Origin of the sequence: Kitasatospora sp. NPDC092039, assembly GCF_044756065.1 — a bacterium.
Classification (GTDB): Bacteria; Actinomycetota; Actinomycetes; order Streptomycetales; family Streptomycetaceae; genus Kitasatospora.
This window is the reverse complement of sequence record NZ_JBIVSD010000014.1, coordinates 73,409-95,899: the sequence shown is the minus strand read 5'-3', so window position 1 is coordinate 95,899 and position 22,491 is coordinate 73,409. Positions and strand designations below refer to the sequence as shown.

20 protein-coding genes and 2 tRNA genes are annotated in these 22,491 nt (G+C 73.3%); 7 read left to right on the top strand and 15 right to left on the bottom strand.

The annotated features are described in order from the left end of the window. Nucleotides 1–27: 27 nt before the first annotated feature. Nucleotides 28–1,029 (bottom strand): SMI1/KNR4 family protein, encoded by a 1,002-nt coding sequence (locus ACIQI7_RS25860; RefSeq protein WP_387749569.1) that lies wholly within the window; start codon nt 1,027–1,029, stop codon nt 28–30. A 374-nt stretch (nt 1,030–1,403) separates the two neighbouring features. Between ACIQI7_RS25860 and ACIQI7_RS25855 the strand changes: the two genes are divergently transcribed. Both ACIQI7_RS25855 and ACIQI7_RS25850 read left to right on the top strand, forming a co-directional pair. Further along, the gene (locus ACIQI7_RS25855; protein WP_401113809.1) at nt 1,404–1,865 is read left to right on the top strand and encodes a YwqJ-related putative deaminase; all 462 of its coding nucleotides are present in this window, start codon (nt 1,404–1,406) and stop codon (nt 1,863–1,865) included. 49 nt (nt 1,866–1,914) lie between these two features. Further along, complete coding sequence (locus tag ACIQI7_RS25850) at nt 1,915–2,451, top strand: SUKH-3 domain-containing protein (RefSeq protein ID WP_401114108.1); 537 nt, start codon at nt 1,915–1,917, stop codon at nt 2,449–2,451. A gap of 33 nt (nt 2,452–2,484) precedes the next feature. Here ACIQI7_RS25850 and ACIQI7_RS25845 read toward each other — a convergent pair whose 3' ends face one another. Next, nucleotides 2,485–3,753 (bottom strand): sensor histidine kinase, encoded by a 1,269-nt coding sequence (locus tag ACIQI7_RS25845; protein ID WP_401113806.1) that lies wholly within the window; start codon nt 3,751–3,753, stop codon nt 2,485–2,487. Nucleotides 3,754–4,012: 259 nt separating this feature from the next. On the opposite strand from ACIQI7_RS25845, the gene ppc reads away from it, so the two are divergent. Then, complete coding sequence (ppc, locus tag ACIQI7_RS25840; RefSeq protein ID WP_401113803.1) at nt 4,013–6,811, top strand: phosphoenolpyruvate carboxylase; 2,799 nt, start codon at nt 4,013–4,015, stop codon at nt 6,809–6,811. Nucleotides 6,812–6,899: 88 nt separating this feature from the next. Here the strand turns inward: ppc and ACIQI7_RS25835 are convergent, their stop codons facing one another. From ACIQI7_RS25835 to ACIQI7_RS25810, 6 genes are all read right to left on the bottom strand, one after another. Next, nucleotides 6,900–7,181: a hypothetical protein gene (locus ACIQI7_RS25835; RefSeq protein WP_401113800.1), complete on the bottom strand. Its 282-nt coding sequence runs from the start codon at nt 7,179–7,181 to the stop codon at nt 6,900–6,902. 185 nt (nt 7,182–7,366) lie between these two features. Then, complete coding sequence (gene pth, locus ACIQI7_RS25830) at nt 7,367–7,945, bottom strand: aminoacyl-tRNA hydrolase (protein WP_401113798.1); 579 nt, start codon at nt 7,943–7,945, stop codon at nt 7,367–7,369. A 113-nt stretch (nt 7,946–8,058) separates the two neighbouring features. Then, nucleotides 8,059–8,640, bottom strand: coding sequence for a 50S ribosomal protein L25/general stress protein Ctc (locus ACIQI7_RS25825; protein WP_401113795.1), 582 nt, complete (start codon nt 8,638–8,640; stop codon nt 8,059–8,061). A gap of 279 nt (nt 8,641–8,919) precedes the next feature. Then, entirely contained in the window at nt 8,920–9,897 is a 978-nt protein-coding gene (locus ACIQI7_RS25820) for a ribose-phosphate diphosphokinase (RefSeq protein ID WP_401113792.1), read from the bottom strand. Between the two features lie 202 nt (nt 9,898–10,099). Then, nucleotides 10,100–11,554, bottom strand: coding sequence for a bifunctional UDP-N-acetylglucosamine diphosphorylase/glucosamine-1-phosphate N-acetyltransferase GlmU (glmU, locus tag ACIQI7_RS25815; protein WP_401113789.1), 1,455 nt, complete (start codon nt 11,552–11,554; stop codon nt 10,100–10,102). A gap of 143 nt (nt 11,555–11,697) precedes the next feature. Then, a tRNA-Gln gene (locus ACIQI7_RS25810) sits at nt 11,698–11,768 on the bottom strand. Between the two features lie 249 nt (nt 11,769–12,017). Between ACIQI7_RS25810 and ACIQI7_RS25805 the strand changes: the two genes are divergently transcribed. Then, a complete protein-coding gene (locus tag ACIQI7_RS25805; protein ID WP_401113786.1) occupies nt 12,018–13,046 on the top strand; it encodes an acyl-CoA desaturase in 1,029 nt (342 codons plus the stop codon). Between the two features lie 212 nt (nt 13,047–13,258). Further along, on the top strand, nt 13,259–13,861 hold the full coding sequence (locus ACIQI7_RS25800; protein ID WP_387749538.1) for a TetR/AcrR family transcriptional regulator: 603 nt from the start codon (nt 13,259–13,261) through the stop codon (nt 13,859–13,861). Nucleotides 13,862–13,938: 77 nt separating this feature from the next. Here the strand turns inward: ACIQI7_RS25800 and ACIQI7_RS25795 are convergent, their stop codons facing one another. Beyond that, nucleotides 13,939–14,736, bottom strand: coding sequence for a methyltransferase domain-containing protein (locus ACIQI7_RS25795; RefSeq protein WP_401113782.1), 798 nt, complete (start codon nt 14,734–14,736; stop codon nt 13,939–13,941). A gap of 111 nt (nt 14,737–14,847) precedes the next feature. Here ACIQI7_RS25795 and ACIQI7_RS25790 point away from each other — a divergent pair, with 111 nt between their 5' ends. Further along, nucleotides 14,848–15,345 carry a MarR family winged helix-turn-helix transcriptional regulator gene (locus ACIQI7_RS25790; RefSeq protein ID WP_387749532.1) on the top strand — a complete coding sequence of 166 codons (498 nt, stop codon included), beginning with the start codon at nt 14,848–14,850 and terminating at the stop codon, nt 15,343–15,345. A 29-nt stretch (nt 15,346–15,374) separates the two neighbouring features. Here the strand turns inward: ACIQI7_RS25790 and ACIQI7_RS25785 are convergent, their stop codons facing one another. The 4 genes from ACIQI7_RS25785 to ACIQI7_RS25770 all read right to left on the bottom strand — a co-directional run bounded on the left by ACIQI7_RS25785 (nt 15,375) and on the right by ACIQI7_RS25770 (nt 18,839). After that, nucleotides 15,375–16,394, bottom strand: a complete 1,020-nt coding sequence (locus tag ACIQI7_RS25785; RefSeq protein ID WP_401113778.1) for a LuxR C-terminal-related transcriptional regulator — start codon at nt 16,392–16,394, stop codon at nt 15,375–15,377. Nucleotides 16,395–16,820: 426 nt separating this feature from the next. Continuing rightward, nucleotides 16,821–17,783, bottom strand: coding sequence for a UDP-glucose 4-epimerase GalE (gene galE / locus ACIQI7_RS25780; RefSeq protein ID WP_401113775.1), 963 nt, complete (start codon nt 17,781–17,783; stop codon nt 16,821–16,823). 141 nt (nt 17,784–17,924) lie between these two features. Further along, the gene (locus ACIQI7_RS25775; RefSeq protein ID WP_401113772.1) at nt 17,925–18,593 is read right to left on the bottom strand and encodes a LuxR C-terminal-related transcriptional regulator; all 669 of its coding nucleotides are present in this window, start codon (nt 18,591–18,593) and stop codon (nt 17,925–17,927) included. Between the two features lie 170 nt (nt 18,594–18,763). Further along, nucleotides 18,764–18,839, bottom strand: a tRNA-Thr gene (locus ACIQI7_RS25770). Between the two features lie 346 nt (nt 18,840–19,185). On the opposite strand from ACIQI7_RS25770, the gene ACIQI7_RS25765 reads away from it, so the two are divergent. Continuing rightward, nucleotides 19,186–20,394, top strand: coding sequence for an IS701 family transposase (locus ACIQI7_RS25765; RefSeq protein ID WP_401114105.1), 1,209 nt, complete (start codon nt 19,186–19,188; stop codon nt 20,392–20,394). A gap of 160 nt (nt 20,395–20,554) precedes the next feature. Here ACIQI7_RS25765 and ACIQI7_RS25760 read toward each other — a convergent pair whose 3' ends face one another. Further along, nucleotides 20,555–21,010, bottom strand: a complete 456-nt coding sequence (locus ACIQI7_RS25760; protein ID WP_401113769.1) for a hypothetical protein — start codon at nt 21,008–21,010, stop codon at nt 20,555–20,557. A gap of 51 nt (nt 21,011–21,061) precedes the next feature. After that, the gene (locus ACIQI7_RS25755) at nt 21,062–22,429 is read right to left on the bottom strand and encodes an MFS transporter (protein WP_401113766.1); all 1,368 of its coding nucleotides are present in this window, start codon (nt 22,427–22,429) and stop codon (nt 21,062–21,064) included. Nucleotides 22,430–22,491 lie beyond the last annotated feature (62 nt).

The following is a 22,491-nucleotide window of genomic DNA, read 5'->3' as shown; positions in this document are numbered from 1 at the left end:
CCACCGCGACCACCGAGACCACGCGCCTCAGCCCACCGGGACGGCCCGGGCGAACCCGCCGTCCACCATCAGCTCCGCGACCGTCTCCAGCTCCGGCGGGCTGCCCGCCAACCGCAGCAGGAAGGCGTCGAAGTCCTCGCCGCAGGGCAGCAGCAGCCGGGCGCAGCGGTCCTCCGGGGCCTCCGGGGCGCCGTTGTCGCGGGCGTCGTCGTAGAGGTGGAACCAGACCGAGCCGGCCCGCTCGCCGCGCACCTTGAGCGCGACCAGGCCGCCCTGCGCGTAGGCGATGCCCAGGTAGTCCTTGGTGAGGTGGTCGCGCAGGCACTTGTTGGCGTACACGAGGTCCTCGGTGCCGTACTCCTCGGTGAGGGTCAGGAACGGCTGGTCGAGCAGCAGCCCGAGCTCGGTGTCCAGCGCCACGCCGACGGGGGCGCGGCCGCCGCCCAGCTTGAGGAAGGTCCGGTAGGCGTCGGGCAGCCGGTAGCCGAGGCGCTGCTCGGCGCGCTGCACCAGGTCCTCGGGGACGCCGATCGGGTCGCCGCCGTCCATGGCCAGCGCGAAGTGCACCGGCCGGCGCTCCTGCAGCGGGCGGGTGCCGCGGCGGGTGTGGTCGGCGGCCGAGGTGGCCAGGCCGGCGTGGTGCCGCAGCAGCGCCTTGACCTCGACCGGGACGAGCTCCATCCGCCGCCAGCCGGGGGCGGCCCGGCCGACCGCGTGGTGCCAGGTCCAGCCGGGCGGGGTGGCGACGGCGGTCGGCAGGTCGGCCCAGAGCGGGTGGCCCTGGGTGTAGAGCGCGGCGTTGGCCGAGACGTAGTCGGTCAGCCGCAGCTCGTCCACGCCGAAGCCCTCCGGCGGGTCGGCGACCTCGGCCGCCGCGGCGGCGTACGGGCCGAAGTCCGGGAAGCCGTACTCGTCCACCCTGACCCCGGCGGGGTGCCGCTCCGCGCGGACCGGGTCCGGGAACTGCACCACCTGACCTGCGTACGCCGCGTTCGGTGCGGCGGCGACGCCGGGCCGACCTGTCGTCATCTGGGAGCCCCCACTGGCTGCTGCAAATACGGTGCTTGCTGGGCACCAGCCTAGGGCCTGCCTTCAACCCCCCGTCTGCCAGGCGGACGACCGGGGCCCCGGCCGCGGGCCGCGGGGTCGGTCCGCGGCCGGCCCCTCCGGCTCGCCACCGGCACCTCCCCCGGGGGCCCGGGGCCGGTGCCGGTGGATCAGCGGACAAGTCGTGACGGACGCATGCGCGTTCGACCGGCGCCGGGTGTCCGCCCGCCCGGTCCGTCGCGGCACCGGCCGCCGCCGCACCCCGGTTGTGCGGTTGTCGGTGCCGTTTGACAGGCTTGCCCAGGACCGGCCCGGTCGCTCCGGCCGACGCCGGATCACGAGGAGGAGGACGACGGATGACCACCGGTGAGCCGGCGGGCCCGCCCGTGCTGCGCCACCACCGCGACAGCCTGCTGCCCGCCGTCGCCGCCGCGCTGTCGCTCAAGGGCGGCGAGGTGCACACCCTGGCGGGCGACAAGGACCCGCGCCGCCCGGTGCTGCACCACCTGGTCGCCGACTTCCTGGACACCCTGCCGCCGGAGGCCCGCGAGCGCTTCACCGGCCGCTGTCCGGAGGCCGTCCTGCTCTCCCAGTACCTGACCGGGGTCGACGGCCGGCGCTCCAAGCGGGCCGCCCGCAAGCCGATGACCCTGCACGAGGCCCGCAAGGCGCTCAAGGGCTCCCGGATGACGACCGTTCGCATCCGCGAGGAGGGCGACCCGGCGCACGGCAGCCACGCCCCGCCGTGCCGTTCCTGCGACCCGATGCTGGAGCACTTCACCGTGCGCAGCGTCGCCGTCGGGCCGCCCGCGCACTGACCGGCCGCGTGTCGGCCCGTCCCCCCGTCCCCCAGCCCTGGAGCCCGCCCTGAACCCGCCCGTCCCGCCCGCACCGGCCACCCTCTCCCCCGCCGGCCCGCGGACCCGTCCGCGCTTCCCCGCCGACGTCGCCGCCGAGCTCAAGGCGGCCGGCTGGCACCCCGGCCGCTGGCAGATCCGGCAGGCCGAGGAGTGGGCCGACACCCTGGTCGGGTACGGCGCTCCCACCGGCGCCGGGCACGTGGTCTTCCCGGCGGCGGTGGAGGCCTGGGCCGAGTTCGGCGGCCTCGCCTTCGACCTGTCCGGCCCGGGCCGCCAGCTGGCCCGCACGCCGTTCCTGATCGACCCGCTGTGCGGCCTGCACCAGCCGCGCACCCTGCTCGACCTGGGCCGGGCGCTGGGCACCCGGCTGGCCCCGCTCGGCGAGGAGGCGTACGGGCAGGCGCTGCTGGCCGTCGACGAGGAGGGCCGGGTCTACAGCCTGGACCACACCGGCGAGTGGTTCCTCGGCCACGGCATCGACCAGGCGATCTCCACCCTGGTGCTGGGCACCGTCCCGGAACGGCTGCGCACCGCCGAGGAGTGACGCGGGGCGCCGGGTAAGGGCGCTGAGGACGGCTCAGCGCAGCCGCTCGGCCCGCACCGCCAGCCGGGACGGCAGCACCGCCTCGATCCGGAAGCCCCCGTCCGCCTCCGGCCCGGAGGAGAAGGTGCCGCCCAGCGCGATCACCCGCTCCCGCATCCCGACCAGCCCGTTGCCCCCGCTGGGCAGCTTCGCCGCGCCGTCCTCGCCGCCCGGGCAGGCGTTCACCACGGCCACCCGCACCCCGTTGGGCGCGTACGAGAGCAGGACGGACACCTGGGCGCCGCCGGCGTGCTTGTGCGCGTTGGTCAGGCCCTCCTGGACGACCCGGTAGGCGGTCTGCTCGGCCTCGCCGGTGAACTCCTGCCGGCTGCCGCTGACGGTCAGGGTGACCGCCATCCCGGCCGCCCTGGACTGGTCCACCAGCCGCGGCAGCCCGGCCAGCGAGTCCGGCTCCGGCTGCCGCTCGTCGTCCATCCGCAGCACCCCGAGGATCTCGCGCAGTTCGTTCAGCGCCTGCCGGCCCACCTCGCCCATCAGCTTGGCGCTCTGCGCCGCCTTGGCCGGGTCCTTGCCGGCTATCCGCTCCAGCGCCCCGGCGTGCACCACCATCAGCGACACCCGGTGCGCCACCACGTCGTGCATCTCCCGGGCGATCCGGGTGCGCTCCTCCAGCCGGGCCCGGCGGGCGCGCTCCTGCGCCTGCTCGGCGAGCAGGTCCAGCTCGGTCTCCAGGCCGTGCGCGCGGTCCTTGAGCGAGTCGATCAGCCGCCGCCGCGCGCCGACGTACAGCCCGGTCACCACCGGGGCGACGGTCAGCCCGACCGACACCAGCAGCGACAGCAGGATCTGACCCCACAGCGGCGGCGGGTCCACCGGCGAGTCCTCGGGCGTCATCAGCGACACCGCCATCACGGCGGCCGCCTCGGCGAAGGCCAGCGCGGACAGCGCCACCACCCGGCGGCGGCGCGAGGGCCATTCCCAGGTCGAGGCCAGCGTGTACAGCGCCACCACCAGCAGCACCACGCCCAGCATTCCGGGCATCACCAGCAGCGTCACCAGCACCGGGACGGCCGGCCAGCGCCGGCGCACCACCAGCGAGCCGCCGGCCAGCGTGCCGAGCACGGCTATGCCGACCGCTCCCGCGGTGGTGACGTGGATCCGGGCGGAGAGGAAGGCGATCGTGCTGGTCGCACACTCCACCGCGGCGAGCAGGGCCAGCCCGATGTCCAGGAAAGCGCTGCGCGGCCGCTTCCACCACCAGAACGACCGGACCGGCACGCGCTCCCCAGGCGACTTGCTCATGCCCCACAGCGTAAGCGGCAACCCCCTCCCCTCCCCACCGGGATTGCCCGGTACACCCCCCGAAGTCGCCAAGTGGTCCAGACCACAGGTGGTTTTCGGCAGCCCTGTCCGCCATCCGGCCACCTCGCGGACACCGCCCGCCCCGACACCTATGCTGGTCGCGTCGGACAGCGCGGTCCGCACGCGTCACACCCGCCACACGCGTGTGGACCTGTGACGATGAGCCGTTGCCGAACCCCACCACCACAGGGAGCCAGCCGTGACCGCTCCGGTCCCCACCCCGGCGGACAACCCCACGCCCGTCACCGCCGACAACGCCGCCCTGCGTGCGGACATCCGCCGTCTCGGCGACCTGCTCGGCGAGACGCTGGTCCGCCAGGAGGGCCCCCAGCTGCTGGGCCTGGTCGAACAGGTCCGCCTGCTGAGCCGCACCGACGGCGAGGCCACCGCCGAACTCCTCTCCGACATCGACCTGGACACCGCCGCCAAGCTGGTCCGGGCGTTCTCCACCTACTTCCACCTCGCCAACGTCACCGAGCAGGTGCACCGCGGCCGCGAGTTCGCCACCCGCCGCGCCCGGGAGGGCTCGCTGCTCGCGCAGACCGCCGACCAGCTCGCCGAGGCCGACCCCAAGCACCTCCGGGACACCCTGGCCCACCTCGCGGTCCGCCCGGTCTTCACCGCGCACCCCACCGAGGCCGCCCGCCGCAGCGTCCTCAACAAGCTGCGCCGGATCGGCGAACTCCTCGACCGCATCCACCGCGACGAGGTCACCTCCGGCCTGGCCGCCGCCGACCAGGCCCGCACCAGCAGCGCCAAGCGCTCCGCCGACCGCCGCCTGGCCGAGGTCATCGACCTGCTCTGGCAGACCGACGAGCTGCGCATCGCCCGCCCCGAGCCCACCGACGAGGCCCGCAACGCCGTCTACTACCTGGACGAGCTCTACCGCGAGGCCGTCCCCGAGGTCCTGGAGGAGCTGCACGAGGAGCTCGCCCGGGTCGGCCTGAACCTGCCCGACGGCGTACGGCCGCTCACCTTCGGCACCTGGATCGGCGGCGACCGCGACGGCAACCCCAACGTCACCCCGCAGGTCACCTGGGACGTCCTCAACCTCCAGCACGAGTACGGCATCAAGGACGCGCTCGCCGCGATCGACGACCTGCGCAACACGCTCTCCACCTCCGAGCGGCTGGCCGGCGCCTCGGTCGAGCTGCTCGCCTCGCTCAACACCGACCTGCACCTGCTCCCCGAACTCAGCCCGCGCTACAAGCGGATGAACGCCGAGGAGCCCTACCGCCTCAAGGCCACCTGCATCCGGCTCAAGCTGGAGAACACCCGCGAGCGGCTGGCCGGCGGCACCCCGCACGTCGCGGGCCGCGACTACCTCGGCACCCGCGAGCTGATCGCCGATCTGCGGCTGATCCAGGACTCGCTGCGCGCCCACCGCGGCGAGCTGATCGCCGACGGCCGCCTCGCCCGTGCCATCCGCACCGTGGAGGCCTTCGGGCTGCAGCTCGCCACCATGGACGTGCGCGAGCACGCCGAGGCCCACCACCACGCCCTCGGCCAGCTCTTCGACCGGCTCGGCGAGGAGGCCTGGCGCTACGCCGACATGCCCCGCGAGTACCGGCAGAAGCTGCTCGCCAAGGAGCTCCGCTCGCGCCGGCCGCTCGCCCCCACCCCGGCCCCGCTGGACGAGGCCGGCACCAAGACCCTCGGCGTGTTCAACACCATCCGCGGGGGCTTCGAGCGCTTCGGCGACGAGATCGTCGAGAGCTACATCATCTCCATGTGCCAGGGCGCCGACGACGTCTTCGCCGCCACCGTGCTGGCCCGCGAGGCCGGCCTGATCGACCTGCACGCCGGCATCGCCAAGATCGGCATCGTGCCGCTGCTGGAGACCACCGACGAGCTCCAGCAGGCCGACCGCATCCTCGACGAGATGCTCTCCGACCCGTCCTACCGCCTGCTCGTCTCGCTGCGCGGCGACGTCCAGGAGGTCATGCTCGGCTACTCCGACTCCTCCAAGTTCGGCGGCATCACCACCTCCCAGTGGGAGATCCACCGCGCCCAGCGCCGGCTGCGCGACGTCGCCCACCGCTACGGCATCCGGCTGCGCCTGTTCCACGGCCGCGGCGGCACCGTCGGCCGCGGCGGCGGCCCCTCGCACGAGGCCATCCTGGCCCAGCCCTGGGGCACCCTGGAGGGCGAGATCAAGGTCACCGAGCAGGGCGAGGTCATCTCCGACAAGTACCTGCTCCCCTCGCTGGCCCGGGAGAACCTGGAGCTGACCCTCTCCGCCACGCTCTCCGCCTCCGCGCTGCACACCGCCCCGCGCCAGGCCCCCGAGTCGCTGGCCCGCTGGGACGCCGCGATGGACCAGGTCTCCGAGGCCGCCCACACCTCCTACCGCGCCCTGGTCGAGCAGGAGGACCTGCCGAAGTACTTCTTCGCCTCCACGCCGGTCGACCAGCTCGCCTCGCTGCACCTGGGCTCCCGCCCGTCCCGCCGCCCCGACTCCGGCGCCGGCCTGGACGGCCTGCGGGCCATCCCGTGGGTGTTCGGCTGGACCCAGTCCCGGCAGATCGTCCCCGGCTGGTACGGCGTCGGCTCCGGCCTCGCCGCCGCCCGCGCGGCGGGCCTGGGCGACGTGCTGGACGAGATGTACGGCGAGTGGCACTTCTTCCGCAACTTCCTGTCCAACGTCGCCATGACGCTGGCCAAGACCGACCTGCGGATCGCCGCCCACTACGTCGAGCAGCTGGTGCCCGGCGAACTGCACCACGTCTTCGACCAGATCAAGGCCGAGCACGCGCTCACCCTGCGCGAGGTGCTCCGGCTCACCGGCGAGAGCGAACTGCTGGAGCACAACCCGGTGTTGAAGCAGACCTTCGCCGTCCGCGACGCCTACCTCGACCCAATCTCCTACCTCCAGGTCGCGCTGCTGCGCCGTCAGCGCGAGGAGCTCTCGGCCGGGCGCCAGGACGACCCGCTGCGCGCCCGCGCGCTGCTGCTGACCGTCAACGGCATCGCCGCCGGCCTGCGCAACACCGGCTGACGCCCGCCCCCGACCGAACTCCTCGGCCGGGGCCCGGGAACGACCGAGGGGCCGGTGTCCGGGACACCGGCCCCTCGCCGTGGGGTCCCTACTCCGCGCCCTCGCCCGCGCGCCTGCGCTTCAGCCACAGCGCCGCGCCGCCGGCCGCCACCACCAGGCCGCCGCCGACCGCCAGCAGCCCCGCGTCCGGGCCCATCGAGTCGCCGAGCACCGGGCCGAACTGCGCCGCCGCCGGCTCCGGGGCGACCGCCGGGTCCGACTCGGCGACCGGCTCCGCGTGCGCCACCGCGCCGCTCGACAGCAGCACCCCGGCCGCTCCCAGCGCACCGGCCGTACCGACCCGCCGTCCGAACCGCTTCAGCTCGACCACCCGGCTCCGCCGCACTCGGCGGACCGGACGCAATCCCCGCATCGAGAACTCCCCAGGACTGGTTCGCGTACCAGGCCGACGCTATCCGATCCGGCACGGGGTTCTCACACCGATTCAGGTGCGGACGGGCAAGCGTTGTACGACCGTTGCGTACCCGTGCCCGGCCCTGACGGGCGGTCAGCCGGTCAGGAGTTGTACGTCCCCTGGGCCCGCTCCAGCCCCTCGGACAGCAGCGCCTCCACCGCGTCCGCCGAGCGGTCCACGAACCACTCCAGCTCCTTGCGCTCGGCCGAGGAGAAGTCCTTCAGCACGAAGTCCGCGACTTCCATCCGGCCCGGCGGACGGCCGATCCCGCAGCGCACCCGGTAGTAGTCCGGGCCCAGCGACTTGGTGATCGACTTCAGCCCGTTGTGGCCGTTGTCCCCGCCGCCCAGCTTCAGCCGCAGCGCCGCGTAGTCGATGTCCAGCTCGTCGTGGACCGCGACCAGCGCCGACGCCGGCGCCTTGTAGAAGTCCCGCAGCGCCGTCACCGGCCCGCCGGAGAGGTTCATGAAGGACATCGGCTTGGCCAGCACCACCCTCCTGCCCGCCAGCCGCCCCTCGGCCACCTGCGCCCGGCTCTTGTGCGCCTTGAACCTGGCGCCCATCCGCTGCGCCAGCAGGTCCACCACCATGAAGCCGATGTTGTGCCGGTTCCGGGCGTACTGCTCCCCCGGGTTGCCCAGGCCCACCACCAGCCAGGGGCCGTCGTAGTCCTCAGCCATTCCTCAGCTCCTCGCCTTCGCGCTTGTCGTCATCATCCCGGACACACCGCTGCCCCGGGCGCTCCGACGGGAGCGACCGGGGCAGCGGTCTCAGCTGTTGAGAGCTAGGAGGCTCAGGCCTCGGCGCCCTCGGCGGCCTCCTCGTCGGCCGGGGCGGCCTGGGCGGCGATGACCTGCAGCACGACGGCGTCGGCGTCGACGGCCAGCGAGACGCCGGACGGCAGGGCGATGTCCTTGGCGTGGATCGAGGCACCGGCCTCCAGGCCCTCGACCGAGACGGTGACGGCCTCGGGCAGGTGGGTGGCCTCGGCCTCGACCGGCAGGGCCTGCAGGACGTGCTCCAGCAGGTTGCCGCCCGGGGCCAGCTCGCCCTCGGTGTGGACCGGGATCTCGACGGTGACCTTCTCGCCGCGCTTGACCAGCAGCAGGTCGACGTGCTCGATGGTCCGCTTGATGGCCTCGCGCTGGACGGCCTTCGGCAGGACGTACTCGTCCTTGCCCTCGATCGGGACGACCAGCAGGGCGTTCGGGGTCTTCAGGGCCATCATCAGGTCGTGGCCGGGCAGGTTCAGGTGAACCGGGGCGTGGCCGTGGCCGTAGACGACACCGGGGACGAAGCCGGCGCGGCGGGCGCGACGGGCGGCACCCTTGCCGAACTCGGTACGGGTCTCAGCGGCAAGACGGATCTCGGACACGACTGCACTCCTCGTGGAAATGGCGCGGGGGTGCAGGCAACGCGAAAAACCGCCGGGACCACACCCTCAGTACGTTCGGGGGTCACTCGGCGGCAACGGCCTGCCGGGCGGACGTTGATCCGGCACCGGCAGCGCGTCGATCACGGAGCGGGCACCCGGCGAGCGGGCGCACGGCATCCCTCGCCGAGCAGTTTCACGAGTCTAACCGCACGGGCGGCCTCTCGCGAAATCGGCGGCGGCCCCGGTCCGTCCGGACCGGGGCCGCCTGCGCGGGCTTCGTCAGTGCACGCCCTCGAAGAGGCTGGTCACCGAGCCCTCCTCGAAGACCTCGCGGATCGCGGCGGCGATCGACGGGGCGATGGACAGCGTGGTGATCTTGTCCAGCTGGAGCGAGGCCGGGGTGGGCAGCGTGTTGGTGAACACGAACTCGCTGACCCGAGAGTTCTTCAGCCGGTCCGCGGCCGGGCCGGAGAGCACACCGTGGGTGGCCGCCACCACGACGTCCGCGGCGCCGTTGTCGAACAGCGCGTCGGCCGCGGCGCAGATCGTGCCGGCGGTGTCGATCATGTCGTCGACCAGCACGCAGACCCGGCCCTTGACGTCACCGACGACGTCGGCCGACAGGATGGTGTTGGCCTGGGTGATGTCGCGGCGCTTGTGGATGATCGCCAGCGGGGCGTCCAGCCGGTCGCACCACTGGTCGGCGACCTTGACGCGGCCGGCGTCCGGCGAGACGACGGTCAGCTTCGAGCGGTCGACCTTCCCGCCGATGTAGTCGGCCAGCAGCGGCAGCGCGAACAGGTGGTCCACCGGGCCGTCGAAGAAGCCCTGGATCTGCGCGGTGTGCAGGTCCACGGCCATCAGGCGGTCGGCACCGGCCTGGCGCAGCAGGTCGGCGACCAGGCGGGCCGAGATGGGCTCGCGGCCGAGGTGCTTCTTGTCCTGACGGGCGTAGCCGTAGAACGGCAGGATCGCGGTGATGCTCTTGGCGGAGGCCCGCTTCAGAGCATCGATCATGATCAGCTGCTCCATGATCCACTGGTTGATGGGAGCCGTGTGGCTCTGCATCACGAAGCAGTCCGCACCGCGCGCGGACTCCAGGAAGCGGACGTAGATCTCGCCGTTGGCGAAGTCCAGGGCCTTGGTGGGGACCAGCTCGGTCCCGAGCGCCTCGGCCACCTCCTTCGCCAGCTCCGGGTGGGCACGGCCGGAGAAGAGCTTCAGCTTCTTCTCACCCGACGTCGTGATCCCGCTCACTGCACCGTCTCCTCGCGTTGCGGACGCTGAACCCTCGACCCGGTGCGGGCAGGCGAGGCCCACGCGCGGTACGGGGTCGGGGGAATGTCGGTACGCCTGGACACGGGCGGTAAGCCCAGTGGCGCACGTATGTCCCCAAGGTTACGCGCCCGCGCAGAAACCGTCCGCCTCGGGACCGGCCCTCGGGCTGCGGCCCGCCCGCTCAGGCCTGCTCGGCCCCGTCCACCGCCGCCCTCGCGGCCTGCGCGGATGCCGTCCCGGGGCGCTTGCGCTCGACCCAGCCCTCGATGTTGCGCTGCGTGGCCCGGCTCACACCGAGCGCCCCGGCCGGGACGTCGTTGGTGACCACCGAGCCGGCGGCGGTGTAGGCGCCGTCACCGATGGTGACCGGGGCGATGAACATGTTGTCCGAACCGGTGCGGCAGTGCGCACCGATGACCGTGCGGTGCTTGTTCACGCCGTCGTAGTTCACGGTGACCGAGGCCGCGCCGACGTTGGTGCCCTCGCCGATCGTGGCGTCGCCGATGTAGGACAGGTGCGGCACCTTGGCGCCCTCACCCAGCTCGGAGTTCTTCACCTCGACGTAGGTGCCGACCTTCGCCTTGCGGGCCAGCTTGGCGCCCGGCCGCAGGTAGGCGTACGGACCGGCGGTGGCCAGCTCGCCCACCTCGGCGCGGTCGGCCGTGGTGTTGCTCACCCGGGCGCCGGCGCCGACCAGGGTGTCCCTCAGGGTCGAGTTCGGGCCCACCTCGCAGCCCTCGCCCAGGTGCGTGGCGCCCTGGAGCTGGGTGTTCGGCAGCACCACGGCGTCCGGCTCGTAACTGACCTGCACGTCGAACCAGGTGGTCGCCGGGTCCACCACGGTGACGCCCTCGCGCATCGCCCGCTCCAGCAGGCGGTCGTTCAGCAGCCGGCGGGCCTGCGCCAGCTGGACCCGGTCGTTGATGCCCAGGATGTCCCGGTGGTCCTCGGCCACCACGGCGCCGACCCGGTGGCCCGCCTTGCGCAGGATCTCCAGGGTGTCGGTCAGGTACTCCTCGCCCTGCGAGTTGTCCGTGGTGAGCTCGGCCAGCGCCTCGGCGAGCAGCTTGGCGTCGAAGGCGAAGACGCCGGAGTTGATCTCGGCGATCGCGCGCTGGGTGGCGCTGGCGTCCCGCTCCTCGACGATCGCGGCGACGGTGCCGTCCTCGTCCCGCAGGATGCGGCCGTAGCCGAAGGGCTCGGGGACGACGGCGGTCAGCACGGTGACGCCGTTCTGCTGGGCGGTGTGCGCGTCGGCCAGCCGGCGCAGGGTCTCCCCGGTCAGCAGCGGCGAGTCGCCGGCGGTGACGATGACGGTGCCGTCCAGCACCACGCCGTCGGCGGTCAGCGACTCCAGCGCGGTGCGCACCGCGTGGCCGGTGCCGTTCTGCTGCTCCTGCACCGCGGTGCGGGTGGCCGGGTAGTGCTCCGCCAGGTGCGCCACGACCTGCTCGCGCTGGTGGCCGACCACCACGACCAGCTGGTCCGGAGTCAGTTCCCGGGCCGCCGAGACCGCGTGACCCACCAGCGAGCGCCCGCACACCTCGTGCAGCACCTTGGGCAGCTTGTTCGACTTCATCCGGGTCCCGCCACCGGCGGCGAGCACGACAACGGCGGCAAGCGAATTGGCACCCATGCGGGGAGGCTCCTCGGTAGGTTCACAGAGAGGGCAGAGCAGGCCCGGCCCGGACCCAGGCCGGTCGCCATTCGCACAGTCCGCCGAGCAGCACCGACAATACCGGCGCGGTGGAAAACGCCCGAACCCGAGGCGTGCAGAGGCTCCGCCGCTAGGATTCGAACCCAGACAAAGGCCTCCAAAGGGCCCTGTGCTGCCATTACACCACGGCGGACAGTCGTGTCAGACCCTACCCGAGTGGGCCCTGCCGTGGGTATCGACTTGCACCGATCCGCGGGCCCGTTTCCGTCCCCGGCGACCGAACCCGCCCGGCCCCCGGTTCATCCATCCAGTCGGGTGAATTCACTCGAGCGCCGCGCGGCGGAGTGTTCCCCTGGACACGAAGCGCAACCTACGATGCCGTAGGTTACGCCAACGTAGCTCCGCTTCTCTCCCGTTCCGGGACGCCGCACTAGGGACGCCCATGACCATCCAGGCAGGCGAGGCGCGCGCGGGGAACGCCGCGTCCCGCACTCCGTCTCCCGACTCCGACTCCGCCGATTCCGACTGTCCCGACGGGACCGCCGAGACCGACGCGGCCACCCAGCTGTCCGCCACCCGTGGCGGGGAGAAGCAGGGCCTGGCCGAACGGCTCGCGCTCTCGCTGTTCATCCTGGTGCCGTTCGCCGCCCTGGTGGCCGCCGTCCCGGTGGCCTGGGGGTGGGGGCTGGGCTGGACGGACCTCGCGATCACCGTCGCCATGTACTTCCTCACCTGCCACGGCATCACCATCGGCTACCACCGCTACTTCACCCACGGCGCGTTCAAGGCGAACCGCCCGATGCGCCTGGCCCTCGCGGTCGTCGGGAGCCTCGCGGTCGAGGGCCCGCTGGTGCGCTGGGTGGCCGACCACCGCAAGCACCACCGGTTCAGCGACAAGGACGGCGACCCGCACTCGCCGTGGCGCTACGGGGAGAGCGTCCCGGCGCTGATGAAGGGCCTGTGGTGGGCCCACATGGGCTGGATGTTCGACGAGGAGCAGACCTCGCAGGCCAAGTACGCCCCCGATCTGGTCCGCGACCCGGCCATGAGGCGGATCTCCCGGCTGTTCTGGCTCTGGACCACCATCTCGCTGCTGCTGCCCGCACTGGTCGGCGGCCTGGTGAGCCTGTCCTGGGAGGGCGCGCTGTCCGCCTTCTTCTGGGGTTCGCTGGTCCGGGTGGCGCTGCTGCACCACGTCACCTGGTCGATCAACTCGATCTGCCACGCCGTCGGCCGGCGCCCGTTCCGCTCCCGGGACCGCTCCGGCAACGTCTGGTGGCTCGCCGTGCTCTCCTGCGGGGAGTCCTGGCACAACCTGCACCACGCCGACCCGACCGCCGCCCGGCACGGGGTGCTGCGCGGGCAGATCGACTCCTCGGCCCGGCTGATCCGCTGGTTCGAGCTGGCCGGCTGGGTGCGGGACGTGCGCTGGCCGGACGCGCAGCGGATCGCCGCCCGCCGCGCCGCATGAGGCGGCGCTTCCAGCATGATGTAGGGGTGAACGGGAGCAGCGCAGACAGCACAGGCGGTCACCACAGCACGCGGACGGACGCGGCGCCCGCCACGGCGCCCGCCCGTCCGCGGGCCGCTGCACCGGCGGCCGGCACCGGCGACGCAGGCCCGGACCGGGGCAGCGGCGGCGGACCGGCCCCGGCCCCGCGCCGCCGGGGTGGCCGGGTCCGGATGACCGGCAAGCAGCGGCGCGAGCAACTGCTGGAGATCGGCCGGACGGTCTTCGCGGAGCGCGGCTACGACGGCACCTCGGTGGAGGAGATCGCCGAGCGCGCGGGGGTGTCGAAGCCCGTGGTGTACGAGCACTTCGGCGGCAAGGAGGGCCTGTACGCGGTGGTCGTCGACCGCGAGATGCAGCTGCTGCTGGACATGGTGACCGGGGCGCTGACCGGCGGGCACTCGCGCGAGCTGCTGGAGCAGGCCGCCTTCGCGCTGATGGACTACATCGACACCTCGACGGACGGCTTCCGGATCCTGGTCCGGGACTCGCCGGTGGCCCAGTCGACCGGCACCTTCGCGTCGCTGATCAGCGACATCGCCACGCAGGTCGAGGACATCCTGGGCCTGGAGTTCAAGTCCCGCGGCTTCGACGCCCGGCTGGCCCCGATGTACTCGCAGATGCTGGTCGGGATGGTCGCGCTGACCGGACAGTGGTGGCTGGAGGTCCGCAAGCCGGACAAGGCGACGGTGGCGGCGCACCTGGTGAACCTCGCCTGGCACGGGCTGGAGGGCCTGGAGCGGCACCCGAAGCTGGTCGGCGACCGCACGGGTTGACCGGCCGGGGCCCGGCCCTTCCCGGCCCGGCCCGGCCCGTCGAGAGCCGCCCGATCGGCCTGATCGGCCCGTCCGGCTCAACCCGACCGCTTGGTCCCCACCGCGAAGATCCGCCGGAACGGGAACACCGTCCCGTGCGGCCCGGCCGGGTAGGCCTCGTGCAGCAGCCGCCCGTACTCGGCGAGGAAGTCGGCCCGGTCGGCCGGATCGGTGAGCCGGGTGAGGACCGGGCGCAGCGCGGTGCCCTTGACCCACTCCAGGACCGGGTCCGGCCCCGGCAGCAGGGTCAGGTAAGTGGTCTCCCAGACGTCCGGGAGGCAGCCGGCGGCGGCCAGGGCGTCGAGGTAGCGCTCGGGCGGGTGGACGCCGGCCCGGGCACCGTCTCCGCCGAGCGCGTCCCGCCAGCGGGCGCTGCCGCGCAGGTCGGCGAGCAGGGTGTGACTGGGGGCGTCGAAGTTGCCCGGCACCTGGAAGGCGAGCACCCCACCGGGTTCGAGGGCGTCCGCCCAGCGCGGCAGCAGTGCCAGGTGCCCGTCCACCCACTGGAGGGTGGCGTTGGAGACGATCAGGTCGGGCCGGGCCGGCGCCGGGTCGTAGTCGCGGGCGTCGGCGAGCAGGTACTCGGCGTCGGGTTCGCCCTCGGTGCGGGCGGTGGCCAGCATCGGGGCGGAGTTGTCGACGCCGGTGAGGCGGGCCCGCGGCCAGCGCTCGCGCAGCACGGCGGTGGAGTTTCCGGGGCCGCAGCCGATGTCCAGGACCACCTCGGCGCCGGGGTGCGGAAGGGCGGGGACGCGGGCGAGCAGGTCGCGCAGCGGGCGGGTGCGTTCGTCGGCGAAGCGCAGGTACTGCGCCGGGTCCCAGACGGGGGTGTTCATGGTTCACCTCGCAGCTATCTCGACATCAAGATATCTCCCGGTAGCCTCGCCGGCACATTTCTCGACGTCAAGAGACTTCACATCGACACATCCACCGATACACTGATCGTCATGGAGGACGAGGTCGACAGGCTGGTCGCAGCGTGGCGCCGGGAGCGCCCCGACCTCGACGTGGAGCCGCTGGAGGTGCTCAGCCGGGTCAGCCGGCTCGCCCGGCACCTCGACCGCGCCCGCCGCGCCGCCTTCGCCGAGCACGGCCTGGAGCCCTGGGAGTTCGACGTCCTGACCGCCCTTCGACGGGCCGGCTCCCCGTACCAGCTCTCCCCCGGCCAACTGCTGACCCAGACCCTGGTCACCTCCGGCACCATGACCAACCGGATCGACCGGCTCACCGGCAAGGGCCTGGTCAAGCGCCTGCCCGACCCGGACGACCGGCGCGGCGTACTGGTCCGGCTCACGGACGACGGCCGCGACCGCGCCGACCAGGCGCTCGCCGGGCTGCTCGCGCACGAGCGCGAACTGCTCGCCCAGCTCACCTCCGGCCAGCAGACCGAACTCGCCGCGCTGCTGCGGCTGCTGGTCGCCCCGTTCGACAACATCCCGGGCTGACGACGGCCCCGGGCCCGGCGGGCCCGTCCTCAGGGCCGGTCGACGGTGCCGACCACCGAGGGCGGCGGGGGCCCGGCGGGCTCGGCGGGGCTGACCCCGGCCCGGCGGGCGACCGCGACGGCCGCCAGCGTGGAGTGCACCCCGAGCTTGCCCAGCACGTTCTGCATGTGCGTCCGGACGGTGTGCGGCGACAGGTAGAGCCGCTCCGCGACGGCCTGCCGGCCGAGGCCCGCGACCATGCAGCGCAGGATCTGCTTCTCCCGCGGGGTCAGGGTGTCCACCAGCCGCTCGCTCTCGGTGCGGTCCCGCCGGGCGGTGGTGAGTTCACGGATCACCCCGGTGAGCAGCGCGGGCGGCAGGTGGGTCTCGTCCCTCAGCACGCCCCGGACCACCGCGAGCAGCCGGGCCAGCGAACTCTCCTTGGCCACCCAGCCGGTGGCGCCCGCGTGCAGGGCGCGGGCCGCGCGGTGCGGGTCGTCGGCGGCGGCCAGGACGACGGCGCGCAGCCCCGGGTGGGCACGGCGGAGCCGGGCCAGCAGGGTGATGCCGTCGGGCGGCGGGGCGGCGGGTCTGAGCTGGTCGCCGCGCAGCGGGTCGACCGCGGACCGGGCGCCGGGCGGCAGCCCGCCCGTCGGCGGGACCGGCACCCCCGCCGGTACGGCCGGGCGGCGCGGCTGCGGCACCGGCGGAGCGGCGCGGCCGCGCCGGGCCTCCTCGGGGGGCTCCCCACCGGGCCGGCGGCGGGCGTGCGGAGCGGCCGCTCCGGAGTCGCCGGGTAACCCGGCCGTACCGGACGTTCCGATCACTCCGGCTGCTCCGGCCGTGCCGAGCACTCCTGCCGCGCCGGACGCCTCGGCGCCGAGGTCGGCGTCGATCAGTGCCACGTCGTAGGCCCGGCCCTCGCCGGCCGCCCGTTCCAAGGCCCGCTCGGCGGCGGCGGCACTGCCGGCCGCCCCCACCTCCACGTCCGGCTCGGCGGCCAGCGCCGCGGCCAGTGCCTCGGCGAAGATCCGGTGGTCGTCGACCACCAGGACGCGAATCCGCCCCATCGTCCCTCCCCCTGCTCACACCGCCCGAGCCCGGGGACGGGGACCGGCCCGGCGTCCGCGTTCCGGACCAGCCGTTCCGCCCGCCCACCGGTGGCCGATGAGGCCGAACGGGCGCCGGCCCCCACCGGTACCGCACTCAGCCTACGGGGCGGCAAACGCGCTCGTGGCGATTCGGTGAAGTTTCGCCAGGAGGCGTGCTGCTGGCCGGACTTGAACCGTCGAGCGGGCCGCCGCGGGGCGCCGTTTCCGGGCGTCCCGGGGGCGGCGCGCCCGCGGCGGCGGGGGCCACTCAGCCTCCAACCGGCCTGTGCCGCGCGGTCGTTGCTCGGCGGCCGCCGCTCAGAGGGGCCGCCACTCGACGGCGGCGGCTCGTCGGCGGTCGCCCACCGGGCCGTCGCTCACCGGCCTCCGCTCACTGACGGCCGCTCACCGGCCGTTCTTCGCCAGGGTGAACTTCCAGGCGTCGGCGACGATCTCGTCCAGGTCGGCGCGGCGCGGCGTCCAGCCGAGCACCTCGTGGGCGCGGGCGGACGAGGCCACCAGCACCGCCGGGTCACCGGCCCGGCGGCCCTCGACCCGCACCGGGATCTCCCGGCCCGTGACGCGCTTGACCGCCTCGATCACCTCGTGCACCGAGAAGCCGTTGCCGTTGCCCAGGTTGCAGATCAGGTGCTCACCCGGCTGGGCCGCGTCCAGCGCCAGCAGGTGCGCCTCGGCCAGGTCGGCGACGTGGATGTAGTCGCGGATGCAGGTGCCGTCCGGCGTCGGGTAGTCGTCGCCGTACACCGCGATGTGCGGGCGCTGCCCCAGCGCGGCCTGGAAGACCAGCGGGATCAGGTGCGACTCGGGGTCATGCCGCTCTCCGTACGCACCGTACGCGCCCGCCACGTTGAAGTAGCGCAGCGAGACGGCGGCCAGGCCGTGCGCGACGGCCTCACCGGTGATCAGGTGGTCCACCGCGAGCTTGGTGGCTCCGTAGGTGTTGGTCGGCGCGGTGCGGGCGGTCTCGGCGATCGGCACGGCCTCCGGCTCGCCGTAGGTGGCGGCGGTGGAGGAGAACACCAGCTTGCGCACGCCGGCCGCGCGCATCGCGCTGATCAGCTCCAGCGATCCGGCCACGTTGTTGCGCCAGTACTTCTCCGGGTCCGCGACCGACTCGCCGACCTGCGAGGAGGCGGCGAAGTGCAGCACGCCGTCGAAGGAGCCGTCCAGCACCTTGTCGGCCTCCTGGATCCGGCCCTCGACGAACTCGGCACCGGCCGGGACGCCCTCGCGGAAGCCGGTGGAGAGATCGTCCAGGACGGTCACCTGGTGCCCCGCCTCCAGCAGGTGGGCGGCGACCACACCGCCGACGTAGCCGGCGCCACCCGTGACCAGGTACTTACTCATGTTGCGACCTCCAGCGAACGACGGTCCGCCCGGGCGGGCGGAAGCCGTCGACGGAATGCGTACGACCGGGGTCATTCTCCCAATCCCCCCGGGGTGCTCCGCACCACCCGGACGGCGGCTTCCGGCCTTCCCGCCGCGTCCTCAGCCGCCGGCCATCCGTTCCAGCAGGCCGGTGCGGGCCGCCACCGCGGCCGCCTCCAGCCGGGTCCGCGCGCCGAGCTTCATCAGCACCCGCTGGACGTGCGTCCGGGCGGTGCTGGCCGCGATCCGCATCCCGGCGGCGATCGACGCGGTGTCCTCGCCGTCCGCGATCCGGGCCAGCACCTGCACCTCACGGCGGGTCAGCAGCCGCAGCAGCCGGACGGCCTCGTCGTCCGGTTCGGCCATCGGGCGCAGCAGTTGGTCGAAGGCGCCGCGCAGGACGTCCACCGCGACCGCGGCCTCGCCCGCGCGCGCCCGTCCGATGGCCCGCTCGACCACCTCGATCCGCTCGTCGCTGGGCACGTACCCGGCCGCTCCGGCCGCGAACGCCCCCGCCACGCCGCGCAGTTCACCCACCGGGCCGAGCACGATCACCGCCACCTCGGGGCGTTCCCGGCGGATCCGGCGCAGCCCCTCGAAGGCCCCCGGCTCCCCCGGCGCGGCCACCCCCAGCAGACACACTTCAGGCCGCCGTCCGACCACCAGGTCGGCGGCGACACCGGCCGGGGAACCCACCGCGAGCACCCGGTGGCCGCGCAGCTGCAGTGCGGTGGCCAGCGCCTCCGCCAACAGCCGGTGGTCGTCCACCACCACGAGTCGAACACCCATGACGCCCTCCCGGTCGGGGTTCGGCTCGTGCCCGCACCCCTCGGGCGGGCGGCCGATGACGCACCATCACAGCGCATTCCGTACCCGACCCGCTAGGCCGTGGCGTGTCGGCGGTGCGGAACCGGCCGGAGAACGCGAAAGACCCCCGCCGTGAGGCGGGGGTCTTCCAGTGGAGCCCCCATGCGGAATCGAACCGCAGACCTTCTCCTTACCATGGAGACGCTCTACCGACTGAGCTATAGGGGCTTGCTCGCTTGCCCGGTGTTTCTCCGAGCCGCTCGAACAAGGAAGACATTACACGGCCCCGGGCCCGGAAGGGAAATCGGCCTCCGCTCCGCCCGCCCCGGCGCCCCCGGCCCCCGCGGGGCGGCTCGGCCGCCTCCGTACCGCGCACCGCTACGCCGCCGGATCCGCCCCCCACCTGGGCATCCGGCGGCAGCCGCCGTCCCGCGAACCGTCCACCGCCCCTAGTAGGGCTTGGTCAGGTGTCCGCGCGGGTGGCGTGTCCTGCTGGAGCTCTGCGCGTTGATCGTGTGTGACACCTGAGGAGTTGGATCAGGTCCGGGAGGATCTGGTGGCGTTCACGGCGGAGATGTTCGAGGCGTTCACGCGCACCGATCAGCACCGCTGGGGGCAGGCGTACGTGCGCGGGCTGCTGCTGGACGGGCGGCGCAAGTCGGTGGAGCCGATGGCGGCCCGCCTGGGCGAGGACGGCAACCGGCAGGCTCTGGCTCACTTCGTGACCTCCAGCCCGTGGGACTGGGCTCATGTGCGGGCGCGGCTCGCGTGGCGGATGCAGAAGGAGATCGATCCGACCGTGCTGGTCGTGGACGACACCGGGTTCCTCAAGGACGGTGACGCCTCCGCGTGCGTATCGCGGCAGTACACCGGAACCGCGGGCAAGGTCACCAACTGCCAGGTGGGAGTGTCGGTGCACCTGGCCCGCGACCACGCCTCCGCGCCGGTCAACTGGCGCCTGTTCCTGCCTAAATCCTGGGACCCGGGCTCGGATCTGGCGGACCCGGTCAAGGTCGCCCGACGGGAACGCTGCGGCATCCCTGCCGACATTGGCCACGTCGAGAAGTGGCAGCTCGCACTCGACATGATCGACGAGACCAGATCCTGGGGAGTGGACGTCCCACTTGTCCTGGCCGACGCCGGGTACGGCGACAGCGCCGCGTTCCGGCTCGGGCTGAAGCAGCGGGGCCTGCACTACGTGGTCGGGATCTCCAGCACGCCGACCGCCCATCCCGCCGGCGCCCGCCCGGTCACGCCGCCCTACAGCGGTACCGGGCGGCCGCCGGTGGCCAAGTACCCAAACCCGGCCTTCTCGGTCAAAGCCCTGGTCATCGAGGCCGGCCGGAGTGCGGCCCGGCCAGTGCAGTGGCGCGAAGGGTCCCGCCCCGGCACCGGACGCACCGGTTACAAGCGGATGTACTCGCGTTTCGTGGCCCTGCGGATCCGTCCGGCAGGACGGGAGATCCGCGACGCCACCCAGGGTGTGGAACTCGCCGAGTGCTGGGTGCTGGCCGAATGGCCCGCCAAAGAATCCGAACCGGTCCAGTTCTGGCTCTCCGACCTGCCCACCGACACCCCGCTGACCACCCTGGTCCGGATGGCCAAACTGCGCTGGCGCATCGAACACGACTACCGCGAGATGAAGCAGGCCCTGGGTCTGGCCCACTTCGAGGGCCGTACTTTCAACGGCTGGCACCACCACGTCACCCTGGTCTCCCTCGCCCATGCCTTCTGCACCCTGCGCAGACTGGCCACCGCCCCAAAAGACGCGGCGCCGGCCTGAGTCTCTACCAAGTCGTCCGCGAGCTGCAGTTACTCCTCGCCACCTGGGCCGGCGCCTGCCCCACCTGTCACCGCGATATCACCGGACACAGTCGAACACCGGGGTCGCGGCCAGCGTTCGGGCGACTTCGGATATCCGACACAGGCCCTGGAAACGGGTCCTACTGACTCCACGGATGCAGGGCACTCCAGGTGCCGCCTGCTGCCGCGAAGACGAGTTCCGATCCCTCAAAGACTTCCTCGGAACTCGCGGGCCGTGGGCCGTCAAAACGCTCGGCGCAAAGATCCACCTGCAACAGTCCATCGAAGTGCGTGAATAGCGGTGACTCGTAGAGCACCCAGCTGAACCCGACGCTCTCGTCGATGCGGAACCGCCGGACGTCCACGAGATCCAGGCACACGGGCTCCCAGCGCAGCTCATCACTGACAACCCTGGCATCGATCACAAGCCTGACGACCCGTCCTCGTGCTGCCCGGGGACCGTATTCCTGATCAAGGATGACGCGCCGGAGGCAGGAGTCACCGAACTCGTAACGCGCCAGCAGGGACGCGATTCCGTCCTCGTCCAACGGATACGGCCCAAGCTTTCGCCCCGGAACTGGCGTGGTGAGCTCCACTGTCCTCCCTCATCGGTGCTGCAAGCGTAGGAGAGAGCCCGTACTCCAGCCTCATCGGGCCTCGAAGGGTCCCTCGTCTCGCATGTGGCGTGATCGAGACGGCTCGGGACACGCCACCGTTCTGTCGACCTGACCAAGCCCTACTAGCTCCGCGCCGGTGTTCTCCGGCAGCAGCCGCAGGCACCCCAGGGCCAGCACCCCCAGCACCGCCAGGTACCAGCCCACCGGCTGCGCCGTCCCGTACGCCCCGGTCAGCCGGGTCGCCACCAGCGGCGTCGTCGCCCCGCCGACCACCCCGCCCAGGTTGTACGTCAGCGCCGCGCCCGTGTAGCGCACCCGGGTCGGGAACAGCTCCGGCAGGAACGCCGCCAGCGGCCCGAACATGCCGCCCAGCACCACCATCGCCCCCGCCAGCCCGACGAACATCAGCGGCCGGCTCACCGTCTCCAGCAGCGGGAACAGCACCAGCGACCAGACCGCGGCCAGGCCCGTCGCCCACCGCAGGGTCCGCCGCCGCCCCCAGCGGTCACTGCGCGAGGCGCTCAGCCACACCGTCGCCGCCATCCCCACCGCGCCGACCAGCAGCATCGACAGCACCAGCGTGCTCGCCACCCCGAGCCCGGCCGTCGCGTACGCCAGCGCGTACGTCGTGGTCAGGTAGAACAGCGCGTACCCCACGGTGATCGCCCCGCCCCCCGCCAGCACCGGGCGCCAGTGCCCGCGCAGCACCTCCAGCACCGGCAGCCGCTCCCGCCGCCGCGCCGCCCGGAACAGCGGCGACTCCTCGAGCCGCAGTCGTACGAACAGCCCCACCGCGACCATGGCCAACGAGGCCAGGAACGGCACCCGCCAGCCCCACGCACGGAACGCCCCTTCGTCCAGGCCGAGTTGCAGCGCCAGGAACACCCCGTTCGCCAGCACGAACCCGATCGTCGGCCCCAGCTGCAGAAACCCCCCGTACCGGCCCCGCCGCCCGGCCGGGGCGTTCTCCGCGATCAGCAGCGCCGCCCCGCCCCACTCCCCGCCCAGCCCGACGCCCTGACACACCCGCAGCACCACCAGCACCCCCGGCGCCCACCACCCCCACACCGCGAACCCCGGCAGCAGCCCCACCGCCGCCGTCGCCAGCCCCATCAGCAGCAGCGACACCACCAGCGTCGTCCTGCGCCCCACCCGGTCCCCGAAGTGCCCGAACACCACCGCCCCCACCGGCCGGGCCAGGAACGCCACCGCGTACACCGAGAACGCCGCCAACAGCGCCCCCACGGCGCCCAGCCCGGGAAAGAACACCGGCCCGAACACCAACGCGGCCGCCGTCCCGTAAATGAAGAAGTCGTAGAACTCGATCGCCGTCCCGATCAGCGCCGCGGCCGCCGCCCGCCGCACCTGCCCGACCCGCCGAGCACCCTCCGCATCCATACCGCCAACCCTCACGACCCCCACCCCGCCCCGACCAGCCCCCACCCGAGTGACCGCGGCGC